We start from the raw sequence: 17,678 nt of genomic DNA, 5'->3' as shown, positions 1-17,678 counted from the left end.
GCAGTTTTATTCGCAACTCTCGACATTCGACCTAAAAAAAATCGGTACCCACCCTCACCCGCTCTCCCGTCACGGGATTTGTAAACTCAAGGGCGACGCATTCGAACTCGAGCGCTTCGCCTCCGAAGCCTGCGTTATACAGTTCGTCTCCGACGACGGGAAGTCCGTTCCACGCAAGATGGCAGCGCACTTGATGGCGAAAGCCCTTTGCGATCGAACACTGCGCAATGATGCCCTCCGCCGTCCGCTCGGCGATTTTTATATGCGTCGTATAGAGCGCCCTTCCTTTTTTTTTCAACGCCGCTTCGTTCGAATCTTCGGTAACGGGTCTCACGCTTTTTCTCCCTTTTCCGTATGCGCGAAAATAAGACGATGCGGAAAACTCATCTTCTTCTTTCAACGGACGCACCGAAGCGATTTTCGGAAATCCGCCGAGCTTTATCGCATTCCCCTCGTCGTCGCTGCAAAGCGCACGGTATGTCTTTATAAAATCGCCCTTTTTTTGCGCCTCGGAAAAAAACGCATACGCTTCGTCCGTCGCCGCGATGAGCAAAAGTCCCGATGCCTGCGTGTCGAGCCGGTGAATCAAACCGTATTCGTACGGCTTTTTGCCTTTAACCTTTTGCAGTTCGGGAAAGAGGGTTGCGGCAAGCGTTAGGGCGCAGTTTTTTTCTCCTTCGAAAAGCGGAGAGGATGCCGTGCCGTGCGGTTTTTTGATTATTAAAAAAGGCGAATCGGCAGACGCTTCGCGAATCACGTCGATCCGTGAGATCGGCATGTCATCTCTTTTTCTTTGCATGATTTTTTCCCCACACGGGTACTTCTTTCGGATATTTTTTTTTGAGAGAAGAAAGCGTCCTTCGAAAGCGATCGGGAACGGCCGAGCGGAACGTCGAAAACTTTTTTTTACCCGGCAAACGTATCGTCAATTTTTTTGCGTGGAGCATGAGGCGAGCTTCGGGAAAAAGGTCGTCTTTTTTTCCGTAAACCGCATCTCCCAAAATCGGACAGCCGATGTATTTCATGTGTACCCGTATTTGATGCGTGCGCCCCGTTTTGAGACGCAGGCGCATAAGCGAATAGTTTCCGTAAGAGGCGATGCAGCGGTAAATCGTCCGTGCGCTCTTTCCGTCTTCCGTCTGAGTCGCGGCTTTAAAACGCTTTCTGTTTTTCGGATCGCGGATGATCTGCGTTTTGATGTCGCCTGCGAGAGCGGGCGGCCTTCCCTTTACGATCGCGATGTATTCTTTTTGCACGAAGCGGCGGGCAAACTGCTGTCCGAGCCACTCTTCGGCATCCCTGTTTTTCGCCGTAATGATGAGTCCCGACGTATCTTTATCGAGCCGATGCACGATGCCGGGTCTCCTCGAAGATGCGGCAAGAGACGGGGGCGTATCTTTTATGCGGGAAATCGAAGATCTGCCCCAGCGGTATAAAAGCGCGTTTACGAGCGTACCCGTCCAATTGCCCGCCGCCGGGTGCGTTACCATACCCTGCGCTTTATCGATGACGGCGACGTTTTCGTCTTCATACAGCACACTGAGCGCGATGTTTTCCGGTGTTATGTCGTCGGGAACATTATCGTCCCATTGCACATCGATGATATCGAGCGCTTTTACGGCGGCCGAAAGCTTGTGCTCTTTTCCGTTTACGAGGATTTCGATCGCACAGGATTTCAATTTCGAGCGGTTCATGCCGCCGGGAAGAGAGGCGATGTATTTGTCGAGCCGGAGGCTGCCCTGGAAATCGGCGGGAACTTGTACGCTGAAAGACGGCACCGCTAGTCTCCGCTTTGCGTTTCGAGCGCAAGCTCAGAAAATGCCGATCGCCCTTCCGCCTCGCTTACAGATTTTTTATCGGACAGCGTATTCAATTCCGCTGCATCCGATTTTTCAGATTCTCCGCTCGCATCGTTTTCCGCGTCCGCACCTTCCTGCGACGCTTTTTGCGCCTCTCCATCTGGATTCTCGGTATCGCTCCGAGTTCCGCCGGGCGGTGCCTCTCTCGGCGGCATATCGATGCGGACGGCATCTTCGTCTTCGGCTATCGGCGTGACGACGATGGGCGCTTTTTCTTTCCGCTCGAGTTTTTTCTTTGCGGCCTTCCGCCTGATCACCGAAACGAGGAGGTCGGTAAGCCCGATGCCGACGCTGATACCCGCCGATGTGAGTAAAATACCCGCCTGTTCGGCCGTCGAATAGCCGTTGCTCGCCGACGCTTTTGCAAAGGGATTCGGAAAATACTCGGAATCGAAACCGTGCTGCGCATAGCGTGCGGACGAATACACGATCGTCGACGTAAGCGTCACAAAGGGGAGCGCACCGAACGAAATGATTTCCGCCCTCCGCAAGTCTTTCATAAATTGAGGAAACTCATCGTCCGTATACGGGACAGGCGTCGTATCTTTCGCTTCTTTCGCACGGCACGGAAAAGCGATGACGCACAATAAAAGCAGGACTGCGCATTTTCTTACGCAAAGCCTCATAGCGCCGCCGTCTCCCGCTCGCCGAAAATAGCCGTTCCGATGCGCACTTCGGTAGAACCCTCTTCGATCGCGATTTTATAATCCGCCGACATTCCCATCGAAAGCGTTGTAAGATCGAAGGCGGGAAATTCTTTTTGCAGCTTTTCCGAAGCATCGCGGAGCGAAACGAAGGACTTCCTCACGGCAATTTCGTCGTCGGTAAAAGGCGCCATCGTCATAAAACCCTTCGGTACGATGTGCGGCGCATTTCCTTCGGCACAATAGCGAAGCGCTTCGTACATATTTTCGTATGAAAGAAAGCCCGCCTTCGACGCTTCCCCCGTGTGGTATTCCAATAAAATATCGATCGATTTATCAATCTTCGCGCACTGTTTTTCGAGCTCTTCGATGATGCCGAGCCTGTCGACCGATTCTATGCAAGAGGCGATCCGCACCGCGCGGGCGGCTTTGTTTTTTTGCAGCGTTCCGATGATGTGCAGTTCGGCAGACGGAAAGTCTTCATAAATTTTATTAAATTTTTCGTATGCTTCCTGAACACGGTTTTCGCCGAATGCGTTCTGTCCCGCTCCGATCGCCGCAATGACGGAAGACGCCGGATGAAATTTGCTTACGGCGAGGAGCTTTACGCTTCCCTCTTTTCTTCCAGCTTTCCGTTCGGCGTTCCGCACCGATTCGACGACTCGTTTGAGATTTTCCGCTATCCGTTCCGTATCCATAACCGCCTTCTTTTTATCGCACTTCACGAAAGTATAGCGCTATTGAGCGCATCGGACAACTGCAAAAGTTCTGCAAGAGACAGCGTCTCCGCCCTGAGCGAAGGATCGAGAGCTGCGCGTGTAAGCGCACGCTCGGCTCTTTCGGCGCTTCCGGTAAAAGCCGTTAAATTATTGCGGATATTTTTTCTGCGCGATGAAAAAAGAGCGCGCTGCATCTTTATAAAAAGAGACGGATTTTCACACGCGGGAAAATCGTTTTTTTTCGTCATAACGACGGCGCGCGAGGCGACGTGCGGCTTCGGCCAAAAATTTCCGGAAGCCAAATCGGAAAGCCCTTTGACGTCGTACGCCCACTGGCACAGCACCGAAAAAGACGAGCGCTCGTCCCCTCCTTCTTTTGCCGTCATCCGATCGGCGACTTCCTTTTGTACCGTAACGACAGCCTTGTCGAATCTTACGCCGTGCTCTATCGTGTCGGCGATGAGGGATGCCGCAATCGAATACGGGAGATTACCGAAAAATCTCGCAGGCAGCCCCGAATCCTCATACGCGCTTTTCCACGTTTTTACGGCATCGCCCGAAACGATTCGTAGCGCACCCTCTTCGATTTCCGCCTTAAAAAAATCCGAAAGCAGTTTTATAAATCCCTTGTCGATTTCGAATGCCCTAACGCGGACGCCCTCATCGAGCAAAAGCTTTGTCATGCAACCGAGTCCCGGCCCTATTTCCCATACGCGCATACCGCGCTCTATTTCGAGAGCACGGACGATCCGCTCACGCGCCTGTGCGTTTACGAGAAAATTTTGTCCGAATTTTTTTTGCATCGAAAAGCCGTTCGCATCGAGGAGAGCTTTGAGAGCTGCCGGTGAATTGTAGTCAGGGATCGTCATACGCAAAAGTCATAGTAGCCCGAACGGCGATTTTTGTAAATCCTGCATAACAAGGCAAGTACACCTCACTACTGTATTTTACAAAGTTCCGCACGACATCCGTACCCGTTACGCCATACGCACGTACGGGGCGCGTGCGAAAAAAAGCACGAGGAGTTTTATAAGTCCGTAGATCGCATTCATCACCGCTCCCGCAAAGGGCGCGAAAAACGGCAGGGCAAGCGAAAGCGCAATACAGACAATGCCCGCATAGACGAACACGGTTACAAGGGGCGAAACGAGTGCCGTCGCAACGATGCCGACGGGCATAAAGGTTCCGAAAAGCGAAAGCGTCACCGGAGCGGTGAACGTCTGTGCGCCGAGGGATGCGGCAAGAGGCGCGGAGAGTTTTTTAGGCAGAGCTCGAATCAAAAAAACGTCGAGCGTTTCCGAAAAAAGCAAAATGCCTAAAAGCGCTCCGTACGAAAGCATAAAAGCCGCGCTCAAAATATGAGCGGGCGCGATCGCGGCATGCAGGATAAAGGCCGCGCACAAAATCAAAACCGTATCCGCCCCCGCGATGCCGCACACGGAACACAAAAGGAGCAGTACGCTGCATAAAAACGCTCGCAAAAGAGAAGGCGAAAAACCTGCAAACCACACGAAAAGCGATACGGCGCAGAATTGAAAAATATACGATTTCGTTTTTCCGAAAATCTTCATACCCGCAAAAAGTGCGATACCCGACACGAGCGATAAGTGCATTCCCGAAAGCGCGAGGATGTGCGAAAGACCTGCATTGCGAAACGCGTCCGAAACCGCAGAGTCGGTGTATTCACGGGAACCCGAAAGGAGGGCGAGCAAAAGCCCTCCCGCCCCGCCCCACGCGTACATGAGACGGCGAAACTGAAGGCGCGAGAGCGCGCGGATATACGAGAGATTTCCGACAAAGGATCTTTTCCAGCCCAAGCTTTCGGCTTTTGAAACGAAAAAAACGCCGCGCTTCCCCGCCGCACCCGAAAGGAAAAGCCGCGCGCCGCTTTCACACAGGACGGCACCCTTTCCGTAAGAAGCCGAATAGAGTTTTCCCGGAAAATACGCTTCGACCGTTTTTTCGTCGATAAACACCGTCATGTGCCCGCGCGCGGAACTTTTTACGCCGGCTTTCGATACGACGAAGTCGGGTGCAAATTCGAGCGAATACGCGCCGCTCTTTTGCGATTTTACGGGATTTGATACGACGGTACCGTACATCGAAACGATATCGAGTGTCGGGACGAGGGATGCGAACGCGTGACGGTTTTTAACGGGAACGATGCCGCCGTACGCCAAAACGGATGAGATAATCGCCGCACAAAAAAGAGGGTGTTTAAGTCTTTTTCCTATCACCATTTAAGCCTCGCGAGCGCGTCGCGGGCTGCGGCAATCACCGGTTCGGGATAGCTGACATAGGTCACGTACAAAAGCGTGTCGAACGACGATTTATTGCCGATCCTGCCGAGCGCGCCGATAAGAGCGAGCGCAATCGTGTCGGACACCTTTGCGCCGCTTTCGGTTTGTCTGTTCAACGCTGCGAGATGGGACGCAAGGCGGGATGAAGCGTCGACCGGCGCTATGTCAGCGACGGCGTTTATCGTTTTGACAAATTCGCCGTCGGTCATAACGCCCGCGCTGTATTCGCGCTCGGCGAGATCGAAAAACGAAAGCACTGCCGGAGCCGAACGCGTCCACTTGTTTTTTACGATAACGTCGAGCGCATCGACTTGCAGGCCTACCGTTTCCCTCGTTATCGACGAAGCGTTGTTCGCTATATATATCGTCTCCGACAGCACATTTTCGGCGATTTCCGATTTAAAAGCTGCGGATATTTTTTCGTTTTTGATGAGCACATCGAACAGCGGCCGTATGTCGCTTTTGACGTTTCCTTCGCGGATGATGGCGATCACTTGCGGAAGCGATTTGTCGGACAGGAGCGCTATCGCATCGTCGATATCTTTACCGTATTGCGGCCACTTTTGCTGTCGGCGGGACGCAAAGAGTACGGAAAACGAACGGCTGTCTCCGATTTCACCCAGTGTACGCACGGCCGCTTTTACGACGCCGTTTTCACCGGCAGCGCCTTGAGCGTTTGCGAGGTAGTCGTTTAAAAGAGCGACACAGGGTTCGGGAGGAAGAGAATCGCGGAGAGCGAGCATTTTATTGAGGAGGGCAATGCGCACCGTATCGCTCGAAAAAAGCGAAAAGAGTTTTACGAATTTTTCCGAAAGCGCTTCCCGCCCCCCGTAGTCGAGAGAAGCGACCGAATCGGGGGGAAGCGCGAGAATACCCGCAAGCGCAAGTCCGTCCAAATCGCGGTCGTTTCCGAGCAGCGCTTTGTGTTCGAGCGCAAAATCGATCGCTTCTTTTGAGAGAAACACAGCGTCTTCTCCGGAACTTTCGCGCACGGCTGCCGTTTTATCGGCGATATTGCCTTTGACAAATCGTATGCGAAGCGAAGCGGAAGAAGCAAAACAGGAAGCGCATGCAAACGCGATAATCGTCCTTATAAAACATCTGTTCATTTTCACCTCGTTGATAAAACAAACGATCAAGTCTATCCGTTACCGACGGCACCGGCGATCAATGCATCCGTCGTGTCGGGTATCTTCGTATCGGACAGTTCATAGGCAAAGGCGGTATCGGATCCGGCTGCCCCTTCGGCTTTTTCCGCATCGTCCCGCATCTCCGCTCCGTGCTCCGCATCTTCGAGATTTTCCACAACAGAAAGAAGCTCGTATGTTCTGCGCTCTTCGGGCGACATGATATTATACACGAAACTCAAAATTTGGTTTTTCATCTGGGGTTCGACGTGCACGCATTCGAAGTGAAGGCGCGACTGGTCGATGTTGCTATTGTATTCGACCGTGCGTACGACGCCGAACATGATTATCAATTTTCCTTCGATTGTAAATTGCAGTTTCAACTGAATATTCGGTACGCCTTTTCCTCCGATTCTCACCATAGCTCCCGATTCGGAAATATCTTCGATAAGGCAGCGGTAGCCCGGCTGCGTTTCGACTATATTGTAATCGATCACTTTATCTTTAATAATAAAAAGACTCGCATACATATTGCACTTTGTGCGTACCGCATGCCGCTTTTGCGTACGCAGCAGTTTTTCCGTGTGCTTGAGATACAGCACCGCTTTGCCGAAAAACACACCGCTTCCGATCACAGTCGTATCGAAAATATAGCGCGCATCGCCGGTGCGCCAGAGGTACACGCTTATCGATTTTCCGATCCAATCTTTGCTTTCGACGGGCATCTGGCCGTTTTGCGTCGGAAAACTTATCGTCAGCTCACGCGCGTTGTTGACGATCTTGGCCGCAAACACGCCCCTTCCCGCAAGCACAATCCTCAGGCGCAGTCCGCTTTCGAGCGAATGGGTCGAAGTCAGTCCGCGTTTTTGCGACGCTTCCGCTTCGACATGAGTGCGGTATGCGTAGAGCTTTGCGAGCAGATGCTGCATCCCCGGATCGTTTGCTCTCTCCGCATTCGATTTGATTTCGGAGATACAGCGTGAAAGAGCAGGCTTTGACCAAAACAGCGAATGCGGATCGTCAAGACCGCACACGGCGGCAGTACGCCACAAGAGGCTTATTTCCGAAAGCGAAAAACGGGAATCGAAACCGGTCAAAAAAAATTTTATTTTTTTTCGATACATCTGCGCGAAGGTCAGAACAACGATAATGGCCGCAAGAGCGGCGATAACTTTTAGGATATACACAAGAGCCTCAATATTATATAATTGTTTTTATTATATTGCATATTATATCACAAATCGACAGCTTTTCATAGTGTAGCGTATGGAAACACCTGTAAACCTGCGGCGGAACGCCGTCTTTGCCGCATCCCTATGCCTCTTTGTCATCCCGCCGCTTTTCGCAGGTTCGGTTCCGGCGCGGGCATTTTCCTCGTGGACATTTCCGATTAAACCGCTGTGCTATGCGGTGCTCGCATTTGTGCTCGTACGTTTTTCATTTCCGCCTTCGACCGAACGCACACAACACAATGCATTTCGCTTTGTGCAGACCGGCTGGGCCATCGCTTCGTTCGGCTCTCTGTGCGTCATCGCTTCAGTCGTTGAACTTGCTGTGCGTTTTTCGGGCGGTACAACGAACCTGTATCCCGCGCTTCCGTCGTCGATTGCCGAAACGTTTTTTTGCATTGCCAATTTTGCGTGCGCTTCGTTTTATGAAGAAGCGATCTACCGTCTCTATCTCCCCGAAACGCTCGGCGCAATTTTGAAAGACGTTTTTTTAAAAAGCAAAAAATGGAAAAAACGCGCTCAAGCGACCGTGCAGATTTCCGAAACGCTTTCCGTCGCCGCGTTTGCGCTCTCTCATCGCTACCTCGGTCTGCCGTCGGTCGTAAACGCTTTTTTTGCGGGCATCGTACTCCGCATCTGCTGCAAAAAAAGCGGTACACTGTGGACAAATACGGCTGCTCATTTTGCGTACAATATGCTCTCCCTGGTTTTATTTGCCCACATGCAATAACGTATTGTCCGAAAGCCCGGTTGCAACCGCCTTATTCGGCATAGAATACGCGGCCTGTCCTTCGAGGCGGCATCTCTCGATCGGCTGCAGGCACACCCAACACGCAGTGGCCGATCCCTTCGAACTCGCCTTCAATACCGAGCTCTTTTAAGATCGCTTTACCTTCATCGCTTTCGAATTCTTCTTTCGCGCGGTGGATCCAACAGCTTCCGATTTTGAGCGCATGTGCGGCGAGCATCATGTTTCCGATAACGAGGCTCCCGTCGTAGACGCGGTTCGGCCAGTTTTTGTCGGCAAGCACGATGAGCACGACGGGCGCTCCGTAAAACGGATCGAAGCCCTCGTCCCAACCGCCGACTTTGCGGTTCATATCCGACAATCGGTCGCGGAGTTTTTTATTTGTCACGGCGACGATGATCGGCACCTGTTTTCCCTGCGCGCTCGCGGCATAGAGTCCCGCTTCAATGACGCGAGCGATGATTTCCTTCGACACGGCATCGCTTTTAAAGCTCTTTGTACTCCGCCGCGCTTTTATCGCATCGATGATTTCGTTCATAGTACCTCCCATAAAAACTTTTGCAGGAAGTTGCAACTTCCGAAAAAGTTTTTAGCGGTGCGCGAGAGCGCACACGTTCAATACTCGAGTTTGCGAAAATACACTGTATCGTATTCATTCGATTTTCATAAAAACGATATGTGTACATATCCTTCGCAAACATCCGCACAAACTCGAGATAAAAAGCGACGACGATATTTCAGACGGCGCTTTTTATCCTACCTCCATATTCTATCGATATTAACTTCTCCGCACGAGTAAAAAAGCGAAACCGCTACCTTCGGAAGCGTTGGGGTTATGCGTCGACTTCGAGCCGTATCGGACAGTGATCACTTCCTGTAACGTCGCTCAAAATCTCGCTCGATATTACGTGCGGTGCAAAGCTTTCGTTTACGCACTGATAATCGATTCTCCATCCGATATTTTTTTCCCTCGCGTGAAAGCGGTAACTCCACCACGTATACCGTTTGGGTTCCGCGCAAAACATTCGGAACGTATCCGTATAGCCGCGCGAGGTAAATTCGTCCATCCACGCCCGCTCTTCGGGAAGATAGCCCGCATTGCCTTCGTTCGCTTTAGGGTTTGCCAAATCGATCGGTTTATGCGCGATATTGTAGTCGCCGCACAGCACGACGTCGAAACCTTTTTTGACGAGCGTATCGAGATAGTTTAAAATCGAAGCGCAAAAGCCGAGCTTGTATTCGAGCCGTTTGCCGCCGTCTTGACTGTTCGGAAAATACGCGCTTATGACGACGAGTTTTCCGAAATATGCGCTCACGACCCTTCCTTCCTCGTCGTAGGCGGCATCTCCGAGGTATTCGACTTTGTCGGGCGCTTTTTTCGTATAGAGCGCCGTGCCGCTGTAGCCCGCCCTTTGTGCCGATGCAAAAAAGGACGTGTAGGTATCGGGCTGCAAAAGAGCGGACGAAAGCTGTTCGGGTTTTGCTTTCGTTTCCTGAATGCACACGATATCGGCACCGCAAGAGGCGAGCCAGTCGACAAATCCTTTTTTTTCAACGGCGCGGATACCGTTTACGTTCCACGAAATGATGTTCATACTTTCCCTATATCGCCATGTTCATGACCGTCCGCACTTCGTCGAGCGTTTTTTCCGCAACAGCGCGTGCACTTCGTATGCCGTCGGTGAGGACAGTTTTGATATACGCTTCGTCCTTTTCGAGTTTTTTCCGCTCGGCGCGGAGCGGGCGGAGTTTTTCGTTGAGGCTTTCGGCGAGCAGGCTTTTAAGCATTTTTCCGCCGCCGTCTCCGATACGCTCGGCAATCGATTCGGGAGCTTCATCCGTGCACAGCGAAATGAGCTGCAAAAGGTTCGCCACTTCCGGACGATTTACCGGATCGTAGGTAATCCGCCGCTCGCCGTCGGTTTTCGCTTTTTGTATCAAAGCCGCCGTTTCGTCTTCGCTCGCGCACAGCATGATCGCATTGCCGCGACTTTTGCTCATCTTTTGGCTGCCGTCAAGCCCTTTGATATTCGGCGTTTTCGAAAGGAGCGCATAGGGTTCGGGAAACACGGGAGCGTCTTTTGCAAAGCGGTCGTTGAAGCGCCGCGCGATCGTGCGCGTCATTTCGAGGTGCGGAAGCTGATCCTTTCCGACGGGAACGACGTTCGCTTTACAAAAGAGAATATCGCATGCCTGATGGACGGGATACGTGTACATGCCGGCGTTTACGTTTTTTATACCGGCGGACTGTATTTCCTCTTTGACCGTCGGGTTCCGCATAAGTTCCGCGTTCGACACGAGCGTCAAAAACGGCAGCATGAGCTGATTGCATTCGGGTACGCAGCTGTGCGGATAGATGACGACATCTTTTCCCGGTTTGATCCCCGCCGCGAGATAATCGATGACGAGCTGTTTCGTATTTTGGCTGATTTCGCGGAAAGCGTCGTGATCGGTGAGCACTTGGTAGTCGGCGATCAGCACCATAGTCGGAACGCCGAGATTTTGCAGCCGCACGCGGTTTTGAAGCGAGCCGAAATAGTGCCCGATGTGCAGCCTTCCCGTCGGACGGTCGCCCGTGAGTACGCGGTATTTTTTCGGATTGAGTTGAATATCTTTTTCGATTTCCCGGCTTTTGGCGAGAGAAGCTTCGTAGGTGCCGCTCTCGTCGGCATACTGTATTTCATCGCGTTCGTTCATTGCTTGAATATAGCACATCACGCGGATGTAAGCTATACTGTCGTCGGTTATGGATTTTACGGATTTTGCTGCGGGAAGCGACGACGGCGGAAGACGGGTCGACAGAGTGCTCCGCCGCTTTTTGCACGGCGTAAACCTTTCTTCCGTGTACGGCGCCCTCCGCAAAGGCCTCATCCTCGTCAACGCTCGACGCGTAAAACCCGATGCGCGCATCGAAAGCGGAGATGTCATATCGATCGCATCGTTTTTGCTGCAAAACGAAAACTCCTCCGGCAGCGAAAAATACGGCACCGATATCGAAAAAGATTCACACGAACACGTACCCACTTTATCCGGCGATAAAAATACTTCGGACAGCGAAAATAACCCGATCGAAAATCGGCGAGAGAACAAAGCAGCCCCCCTGCCCTACACCGTCATTTTTGCAAACGAACATTTTCTCGTCATCGACAAACCGTACGGTGTGGCGGTTCAAGGAAAAAATTCGATTGCCGAAAAAATCGCCGTCTATTACGATGCATCCGTGCCGAAAGAAAAACGCTCGCTCTCTTTTGTCGCAGGCCCCCTCCACCGCCTCGACAAAAATACGACGGGCATCCTTTTTTTTTCGTGGAGCCTTGAAGGAGCTGCATGGTTTTCGAGAGAGCTTAAAGCGCATCGCATACAAAAAAAATACATCGCGCTCATCCATGGTGCTATGGAAAGCGAATGCGTGTGGGAAGATTTTATTAAAAAAAACGATGAGCCGAAAGCGCTCTTTTATACCGTGCGCGTCGTGTCCGGCAGTACGGCCGGTGCGGGCGACGTACAAAACCTCGCAAGCGGCACGGGCGACGTGCAAAATCGTGCAAGCGGTCAAGCGGACAAAACCGTGTGCGCAGCAAACGGCGCGGCATCGGACTCGCTCGCCGCAATGCACGGCGCAAAACGCGCGATCACAAAAGCGAAGCCCCTTTGCCGCGCATCGTACAAGGGACGAAGCGTAACGCTCGTCGAATACGAAATCGAAACGGGGCGTATGCATCAAATCCGCGCCCAGTCCGCTTTTCACGGTTTTCCGCTTTTAGGCGATACGGCGTACGGAGGAAGCCGCATCGACAAAGCCCGAACTTTTTTTCTTCACGCGTACGAAGTGCGCATCGGCGAAAATCCCGTCGGTCTTCCGCCCGTCATCACCTCGTCGTTGCCGCACGCTTTCGAATCGTTCAACGATAAAATATTGCCGAATTGGCGGAAGTGGCTTATACTGTAGATAAGGATGTAAGGCAAAGCAGTGCGGATATTTCGTAATGTCGTAAGCGAATTGATTCAGCCGTTCAAACCCGATACCGTATACGCGCTCGTCGGCGGAAGCGGCACCGGTAAAAGCTATAAGGCAAAGCTCGTCGCCGCGCGTTTCGGGCTTCGCGCCATCATCGACGACGGTCTGCTCATTCAAGCCGATAAAATTCTCGCAGGACATTCGGCAAAAAGCGAACAGTCGTTTTTGGGTGCCGTCCGCGTCGCACTCTTCGACGACAAAGAACACCGCGACGAAATCGCGCGAAAAATCAAACGCCACCATATCAGACGCATCCTCATACTCGGCACGTCCGAAAAAATGGTTATGCGCATCGCCTCCCGATTGCAGCTGCCCCCACCGTCGAAGATAATCCGCATCGAAGACATTTCGACCGAAGACGAAATTGCGCTCGCCGTAAAGTCGCGCCAAATCGAAGGCAAGCATGTCATTCCCGTTGCGGCGGCGGAAGTGAGGAAGCTCGATCCGAAAATATTTTCAGGCGGTATCCGCTTCCGTTTTCACCGGCTCAATCCCCTCTCGCTCCTTCGCAAGGATAATAAAGTCGTCGAAAAATCGATCGTCCAGCCGGAATTTTCAAAGCAAAACCGTCTGCACGTTTCCGAAGCCGCGATCGTACGGCTCACCGTTTCATGCATCGCAGGCCTTGACGGAGCCATCGTCGTCAAAAAAATTTCGATCGCGGCGGACAGCCGCGGCTATAAGCTCACGATCACGATCGACATTCCTTCGGACGCCCAGTCCGCACCGGAGCTTCCGCTCACAAAGCGCGTCGACGGACTGCAAAAATCGATCATCGACGCCGTCGAAAGCACGACCGGCACTTTTATCGAAGAAGCGAATATCATCATCGACAAAGTAACCGAACGCGCTCCTGGGTAAGGCTGTCGGAAATTTATTTTATAAAAAAATTAATTAATAAAAAACTATTGAGCGTCCCCGTGTCCGACCGGCTTTCGCCGTTTTTTTGCAGCGCGGATCGGAACGCCGAGCGTCTGCAGTACCGAGCGTACGGCGAATTCGAGCTCCGTTCGCTGAGGATTCATCGGGAGCACGTACTTCCGGCATTCGCTCCACGTGCGTATGTAAAGCTCTCCGGAAGGCGTACGAAGGGCGACTTCTTTTTTCCAATCGGTGAGCGTTTCGATAAAATCCTGCACGATAAAAACGAGCTTCCTTCCGAGCCGCACGTCGGCGTCGGATGCGCTCAATTCATCGAGCGCTTGCAAATGCTTCATATAGGCGCTTTCAAACTCTTTGCTTTCGTACATGAGAGAAGTTGCCGCGGGCTGCAAGTACATATACAAGTCGGTTTCGAGCGCTTCGCGCACGATATCGTACGCGCGCCCGCTGTTGATGATTTTCAAAAGCTCTTCGGTCAGGCGGGACGCCGACACCGTTTCGAGGAGATGTGCGCTCTTTCGGATTTTGCATTTCAGCGAAAAAGGCATGCGCGCTCCCGTCGTCGCCGAATACTTTACCGCGCGCAGCATGCGCACCGGATCTTCGACGAATATGCGGTCGAGCGCGATGACCGGACGGAGCACATGCTTTTTGATATCGCGCACGCCGCCGACGTAATCGACGACCTGCTCTTTTACGGGATCGTAGTACAGCGCATTGAGCGTAAAATCGCGCCGCCTCACGTCTTCGTCCATAGAACCGAATTCGTTTCCCACCGAACCGTCGGCGGTCGAGCGGAACGTGCTTACTTCAAAGATTTTCGGCCCGAATACGACGTGTACGAGCCGGAAACGACGCCCGATGATGCGCGCGTTTCTGAAAATTCTTTTGATGCGATTCGGCGTCGCATCGGTGACGATGTCGAAATCTTTCGGAACGTTTCCGACGATCAGATCGCGCACCGCCCCTCCGACGATGTACGCGCTGAAACCCGCGCCGCGCAGCCGCTCGATTATCTTGAGCGCGTCGGCGTCGATTTTATCTTTTGAAATACCGTGTTCAAGTTTTGTATAGATGAGAGCCTTTTTGACGGGTTTGCCCCGTTCGTCCGTTCCATAGCGAATAAGCACAATAAATTAATAATAAGGAATGAGTCCGTCCGCGTCAATACGTCGTATCCGATTGTTCGGATCTTTTCATGAGAAACGCTACAGCGAGGCGAGCCACGAAAGTATGTCACGCTCGACTTCGGCCTTGTTAATTTCGTTGAAAAGCTCGTGCCGCGCGCCGTCGTATGTTTTGACGGTGAGTTTTTTTGCTCCGTTTTTGCGATAGATCGCACAGAGTTTTTCAACCGTTTTGCCGTAGCCGCCGACGGGATCGGCACTGCCGTAGATTATTAAAATCGGTAAGTCGGACGGGATTTTTCGTATGTTTGCACCTTTGTGGATTTTCATAAGGCCGTGCGTCAAATCGCAGTAAAAGCTCGCCGTCGGATTAAAACCGCAGTACGGATCGGCGATGTAACGCGCGACGGCGTCTTTATCGCGCGAAAGCCACTCCTGCCCGTTTACCGAATCGGGAATTTTTTTCGTATATGCGCCGAAGGCCATCCGTTTTAAAAACGGAGACGCGCGTTTTTTTCCTTTGAAAAACGCGATCACGCGCGCAACGATATTGCCCAAAGCGACAAGAGAAAAGGCGGGACCGGCCGTACCGCATAAAATGCAACCGTCGATGAGGCGGGCATAGGTTTCGATAAAAGACTGCGCGACAAAGGAGCCGAAAGAGTGCCCGAGCAGCACCGCCTTTTTGCCCGGAAAGTCGGCTTTCGCTTTTTCGAGCGCTTCGCGAACGTCTTCCGTGACGCGCTCGAATCCGTTTTTATCCGCAAGAAGTCCGAACATGCCGGTATGTTTTTCTTCGGCGCGCTCGGCGGTTTTTCCGTGTCCGCGCACATCGTGAGCGTTCAGCACAAAACCGTTTTCCGCAAGCACGGTACCGAGCCGCTCGTATCGCAGAGCGTGTTCGACCATGCCGTGAGAAAGCTGTACGATCCCCTTTACTTCACCGTCAGGGATCCACCGCGCGACGAAGACTTCTTCGCCGTCGCTCATCGTTTGAAAAAATTGCCGCCTCTGCATAATTTTATTATAACGGAATGAGACGTGCGTTGAAAAGAGAGCCGTTGACAGAGTATCTTTGAAAACCGTTTACATTTTCGACTTATCGCAAGATTTTCAAAGAGCCGAAAAACCTGCTCACAAAAAGAGATAGCGTAGAACATATATCCGGATATATTTAAAATGTGTCCGCGCTTTTCCGATAGCAAAAACAATCGCCATGTGCTATAATTGTGGCGATATATACACCGTATCACTCGCGGAGGAATACCGATGAACAATCGCTTTGTTTTTAAAATCGCTTTGGCTTTTGCGTACACCGTGTTTTTCATATCGGCACTCGCAGCTCAAGTGAATGAACCCGAACTGAAAAGCGTTTCCGACACTGTCGAATTTATTAACTACGTCGGGCCGCATACGCGGATCGATTCCCTTTCCGCGATCAAAGCCATCGGCTCTTCATCCGGAGGTGTCATCGCACGCTCGCGCGATTCGTATATGACCGCAGGCGACAGCGGAAAATACTATGTGATCCACGCCGTCGACCCGAATGAAAAAGGCAAATTCGACGCCGATATTTTTTTTATCGGGCAAAATGCGACGGTCGATCACATCGTCAACTTGCGCCGCATCATTTCAGCCTATCTTTCAGCGGCGTATAATTATTCCGAGCGCGACGCCGATACGCTTGCGGTTTTTATAACGGTGTACAACGCGGTCTATCGCTCCAATATCGACTATTTCAAATCGCGCTATAAAAATATCGTAACTAAAAATCTTACCGAAAGGCATGCGGGTCTTTCGGTGAGGTACGACGAATGGCCGGGTCGAAGCCAGATCGTGATCCCTCTCGCCGATGTCAACGGCGGCTTGAGCACGGTAGACACGTCGGCGATCAGCGATAAAAAGGTCGTTGAATCGATGAAAGAAGACGACGATCGGAACATCGAGAGCCGCAAGCAGATGGTCGACATCAAAGAACGCGAAGCCGACAATGCGAGCGAGCAGGCACAGAGCGCGCAAAAACGAGCGACCGAGGAACAGAAAAAGCTCGACGAAGAGCAAAGAAAAAACGAAACGGCGCAGAAGGAAGCGGAAGCGGCGCGCGAAAAAGCGGAACAAAATCCGGACGATAAAAAAGCGCAGGCAGAAGCAGACAAAAAAGAGCGGGCTGCGGAGGCGCAGCAAAAGAAAACCGACGAACAGGCCGAGCGTACAAAGCAGGCAAAAGACGAAGCTTCCGAAGCGCAGGCTCGAGCCGATAAAAAAGAAACCGAAGCGCAGCAGGAGCGTAAAGACATCGCAAAGGATCAGCAGGAGATCATCGAACGCGATGCTGCAAACGCAAGAGCGGGCGCCGTGTACGGTATGCAGCTGACCGACGAAAAAGAGCTTCTTTCGGGTTTGGTAAAAGTCAATTCTCAGACGGGTGAAGTCATCCACGCCTCCCCCGTCACCTTTGTACGCGACAGAACATATTACCCCGTAAGCGGCGGCTTTATAGCGATTGCCGGAAAAAACGCCGGAAACGCTGCGGTAAAGCTCGTCATCCTCGATCCGGACAATATGGAAATCACGAAAGAAAGCGATGAAACCGTTTCCGAACGCTCGGTCCTCGCTCGCGACGGTAAGGACTACTACTGCATTATCCGCGACGGAAGCGACTGGGTACTTGCAAAATACGACGAAAATTTGAAATTGCTTTTGAAATCGAAGGTACCGCTCATGGAGAGCTCCCCCGTTTCCGTTTCCGACAGCGTGATTGTCGTAACCGGAACGAACGGCAGGATCAAACTGCTTGCAAAAAGCGATCTGTCGGAGCTGCCGCCTAAAAAATAAAGCGGAACGCGGGATCATGACGAGCCGATTTCGAGTTTTGCAAAGAAATTCGGAATCGGGGTCGTGTGAAGCTATATCGAATTCCAAAAAGAGATTCGGAATCGAGGCTGTGTGACGCGATATCGAATTTTTAAAGAAGATCGGAGTCAATTAGGGCTGTCCAAAAAGTAACCGACTTTTGCGACAGCCT

Annotated in this window: 17 protein-coding genes; 4 read left to right on the top strand and 13 right to left on the bottom strand. The window is 51.9% G+C overall.

Annotated elements, in window-relative coordinates; translation table 11 throughout:
- Positions 1-31: 31 nt before the first annotated feature.
- The 8 genes from H9I36_RS02790 to H9I36_RS13015 all read right to left on the bottom strand — a co-directional run bounded on the left by H9I36_RS02790 (position 32) and on the right by H9I36_RS13015 (position 7,836).
- Positions 32-778, bottom strand: coding sequence for a pseudouridine synthase family protein (locus tag H9I36_RS02790; protein ID WP_187383871.1), 747 nt, complete (start codon positions 776-778; stop codon positions 32-34).
- Position 779: 1 nt separating this feature from the next.
- Complete coding sequence (locus tag H9I36_RS02785) at positions 780-1,778, bottom strand: RluA family pseudouridine synthase (protein ID WP_187383870.1); 999 nt, start codon at positions 1,776-1,778, stop codon at positions 780-782.
- Between the two features lie 2 nt (positions 1,779-1,780).
- The gene (locus H9I36_RS02780; protein ID WP_187383869.1) at positions 1,781-2,485 is read right to left on the bottom strand and encodes a hypothetical protein; all 705 of its coding nucleotides are present in this window, start codon (positions 2,483-2,485) and stop codon (positions 1,781-1,783) included.
- Positions 2,482-3,201 (bottom strand): YggS family pyridoxal phosphate-dependent enzyme, encoded by a 720-nt coding sequence (locus H9I36_RS02775; protein WP_187383868.1) that lies wholly within the window; start codon positions 3,199-3,201, stop codon positions 2,482-2,484. Before H9I36_RS02775 ends, H9I36_RS02780 begins: the two co-directional genes overlap by 4 nt.
- Before the next feature lie 23 nt (positions 3,202-3,224).
- The gene (gene rsmA, locus H9I36_RS02770; protein WP_187383867.1) at positions 3,225-4,091 is read right to left on the bottom strand and encodes a 16S rRNA (adenine(1518)-N(6)/adenine(1519)-N(6))-dimethyltransferase RsmA; all 867 of its coding nucleotides are present in this window, start codon (positions 4,089-4,091) and stop codon (positions 3,225-3,227) included.
- Between the two features lie 108 nt (positions 4,092-4,199).
- Entirely contained in the window at positions 4,200-5,462 is a 1,263-nt protein-coding gene (locus H9I36_RS02765) for a ComEC/Rec2 family competence protein (protein WP_187383866.1), read from the bottom strand.
- Complete coding sequence (locus H9I36_RS02760; RefSeq protein ID WP_187383865.1) at positions 5,456-6,631, bottom strand: hypothetical protein; 1,176 nt, start codon at positions 6,629-6,631, stop codon at positions 5,456-5,458. Before H9I36_RS02760 ends, H9I36_RS02765 begins: the two co-directional genes overlap by 7 nt.
- A gap of 32 nt (positions 6,632-6,663) precedes the next feature.
- The gene (locus H9I36_RS13015) at positions 6,664-7,836 is read right to left on the bottom strand and encodes a flagellar brake protein (protein ID WP_187383864.1); all 1,173 of its coding nucleotides are present in this window, start codon (positions 7,834-7,836) and stop codon (positions 6,664-6,666) included.
- A gap of 79 nt (positions 7,837-7,915) precedes the next feature.
- Here H9I36_RS13015 and H9I36_RS02750 point away from each other — a divergent pair, with 79 nt between their 5' ends.
- Positions 7,916-8,608, top strand: a complete 693-nt coding sequence (locus tag H9I36_RS02750; protein ID WP_187383863.1) for a CPBP family intramembrane glutamic endopeptidase — start codon at positions 7,916-7,918, stop codon at positions 8,606-8,608.
- A 31-nt stretch (positions 8,609-8,639) separates the two neighbouring features.
- Here the strand turns inward: H9I36_RS02750 and H9I36_RS02745 are convergent, their stop codons facing one another.
- The 3 genes from H9I36_RS02745 to trpS form a co-directional block, all read right to left on the bottom strand.
- Entirely contained in the window at positions 8,640-9,164 is a 525-nt protein-coding gene (locus H9I36_RS02745) for a nitroreductase (protein WP_187383862.1), read from the bottom strand.
- A gap of 295 nt (positions 9,165-9,459) precedes the next feature.
- On the bottom strand, positions 9,460-10,221 hold the full coding sequence (locus tag H9I36_RS02740) for an exodeoxyribonuclease III (protein WP_187383861.1): 762 nt from the start codon (positions 10,219-10,221) through the stop codon (positions 9,460-9,462).
- Between the two features lie 7 nt (positions 10,222-10,228).
- Positions 10,229-11,323, bottom strand: a complete 1,095-nt coding sequence (trpS, locus tag H9I36_RS02735) for a tryptophan--tRNA ligase (RefSeq protein WP_187383860.1) — start codon at positions 11,321-11,323, stop codon at positions 10,229-10,231.
- A gap of 49 nt (positions 11,324-11,372) precedes the next feature.
- Between trpS and H9I36_RS02730 the strand changes: the two genes are divergently transcribed.
- Together H9I36_RS02730 and H9I36_RS02725 are read left to right on the top strand one after the other, a co-directional pair.
- Positions 11,373-12,575, top strand: coding sequence for an RluA family pseudouridine synthase (locus H9I36_RS02730; RefSeq protein ID WP_187383859.1), 1,203 nt, complete (start codon positions 11,373-11,375; stop codon positions 12,573-12,575).
- A gap of 21 nt (positions 12,576-12,596) precedes the next feature.
- Entirely contained in the window at positions 12,597-13,505 is a 909-nt protein-coding gene (locus H9I36_RS02725; protein ID WP_187383858.1) for a hypothetical protein, read from the top strand.
- Between the two features lie 44 nt (positions 13,506-13,549).
- Here H9I36_RS02725 and pcnB read toward each other — a convergent pair whose 3' ends face one another.
- Both pcnB and H9I36_RS02715 read right to left on the bottom strand, forming a co-directional pair.
- Positions 13,550-14,656, bottom strand: coding sequence for a polynucleotide adenylyltransferase PcnB (pcnB, locus tag H9I36_RS02720; protein ID WP_187383857.1), 1,107 nt, complete (start codon positions 14,654-14,656; stop codon positions 13,550-13,552).
- A 78-nt stretch (positions 14,657-14,734) separates the two neighbouring features.
- The gene (locus H9I36_RS02715; RefSeq protein WP_255422635.1) at positions 14,735-15,670 is read right to left on the bottom strand and encodes an alpha/beta hydrolase; all 936 of its coding nucleotides are present in this window, start codon (positions 15,668-15,670) and stop codon (positions 14,735-14,737) included.
- A gap of 252 nt (positions 15,671-15,922) precedes the next feature.
- On the opposite strand from H9I36_RS02715, the gene H9I36_RS02710 reads away from it, so the two are divergent.
- Positions 15,923-17,488 (top strand): P83/100 family protein, encoded by a 1,566-nt coding sequence (locus H9I36_RS02710; protein ID WP_187383856.1) that lies wholly within the window; start codon positions 15,923-15,925, stop codon positions 17,486-17,488.
- The last annotated feature ends 190 nt before the right edge of the window (positions 17,489-17,678 follow it).

The sequence above is a fragment of the Treponema sp. Marseille-Q4130 genome (assembly GCF_014334325.1).
Classification (GTDB): domain Bacteria; phylum Spirochaetota; class Spirochaetia; order Treponematales; family Treponemataceae; genus Treponema_D.
This window is presented reverse-complemented; position numbering and strand designations above follow the sequence as displayed.

What these genes read in the sequence shown, in the direction of transcription:
- H9I36_RS02790 (WP_187383871.1), bottom strand. Translation starts at nt 778, where the DNA reads ATGCCGATCTCACGGATCGACGTGATTCGCGAAGCGTCTGCCGATTCG.
- H9I36_RS02780 (WP_187383869.1), bottom strand. Translation starts at nt 2,485, where the DNA reads ATGAGGCTTTGCGTAAGAAAATGCGCAGTCCTGCTTTTATTGTGCGTC.
- H9I36_RS02775 (WP_187383868.1), bottom strand. Translation starts at nt 3,201, where the DNA reads ATGGATACGGAACGGATAGCGGAAAATCTCAAACGAGTCGTCGAATCG.
- rsmA (WP_187383867.1), bottom strand. Translation starts at nt 4,091, where the DNA reads ATGACGATCCCTGACTACAATTCACCGGCAGCTCTCAAAGCTCTCCTC.
- H9I36_RS02765 (WP_187383866.1), bottom strand. Translation starts at nt 5,462, where the DNA reads ATGGTGATAGGAAAAAGACTTAAACACCCTCTTTTTTGTGCGGCGATT.
- H9I36_RS02760 (WP_187383865.1), bottom strand. Translation starts at nt 6,631, where the DNA reads ATGAACAGATGTTTTATAAGGACGATTATCGCGTTTGCATGCGCTTCC.
- H9I36_RS02750 (WP_187383863.1), top strand. Translation starts at nt 7,916, where the DNA reads ATGGAAACACCTGTAAACCTGCGGCGGAACGCCGTCTTTGCCGCATCC.
- H9I36_RS02745 (WP_187383862.1), bottom strand. Translation starts at nt 9,164, where the DNA reads ATGAACGAAATCATCGATGCGATAAAAGCGCGGCGGAGTACAAAGAGC.
- H9I36_RS02740 (WP_187383861.1), bottom strand. Translation starts at nt 10,221, where the DNA reads ATGAACATCATTTCGTGGAACGTAAACGGTATCCGCGCCGTTGAAAAA.
- trpS (WP_187383860.1), bottom strand. Translation starts at nt 11,323, where the DNA reads ATGAACGAACGCGATGAAATACAGTATGCCGACGAGAGCGGCACCTAC.
- H9I36_RS02730 (WP_187383859.1), top strand. Translation starts at nt 11,373, where the DNA reads ATGGATTTTACGGATTTTGCTGCGGGAAGCGACGACGGCGGAAGACGG.
- H9I36_RS02715 (WP_255422635.1), bottom strand. Translation starts at nt 15,670, where the DNA reads ATGCAGAGGCGGCAATTTTTTCAAACGATGAGCGACGGCGAAGAAGTC.
- H9I36_RS02710 (WP_187383856.1), top strand. Translation starts at nt 15,923, where the DNA reads ATGAACAATCGCTTTGTTTTTAAAATCGCTTTGGCTTTTGCGTACACC.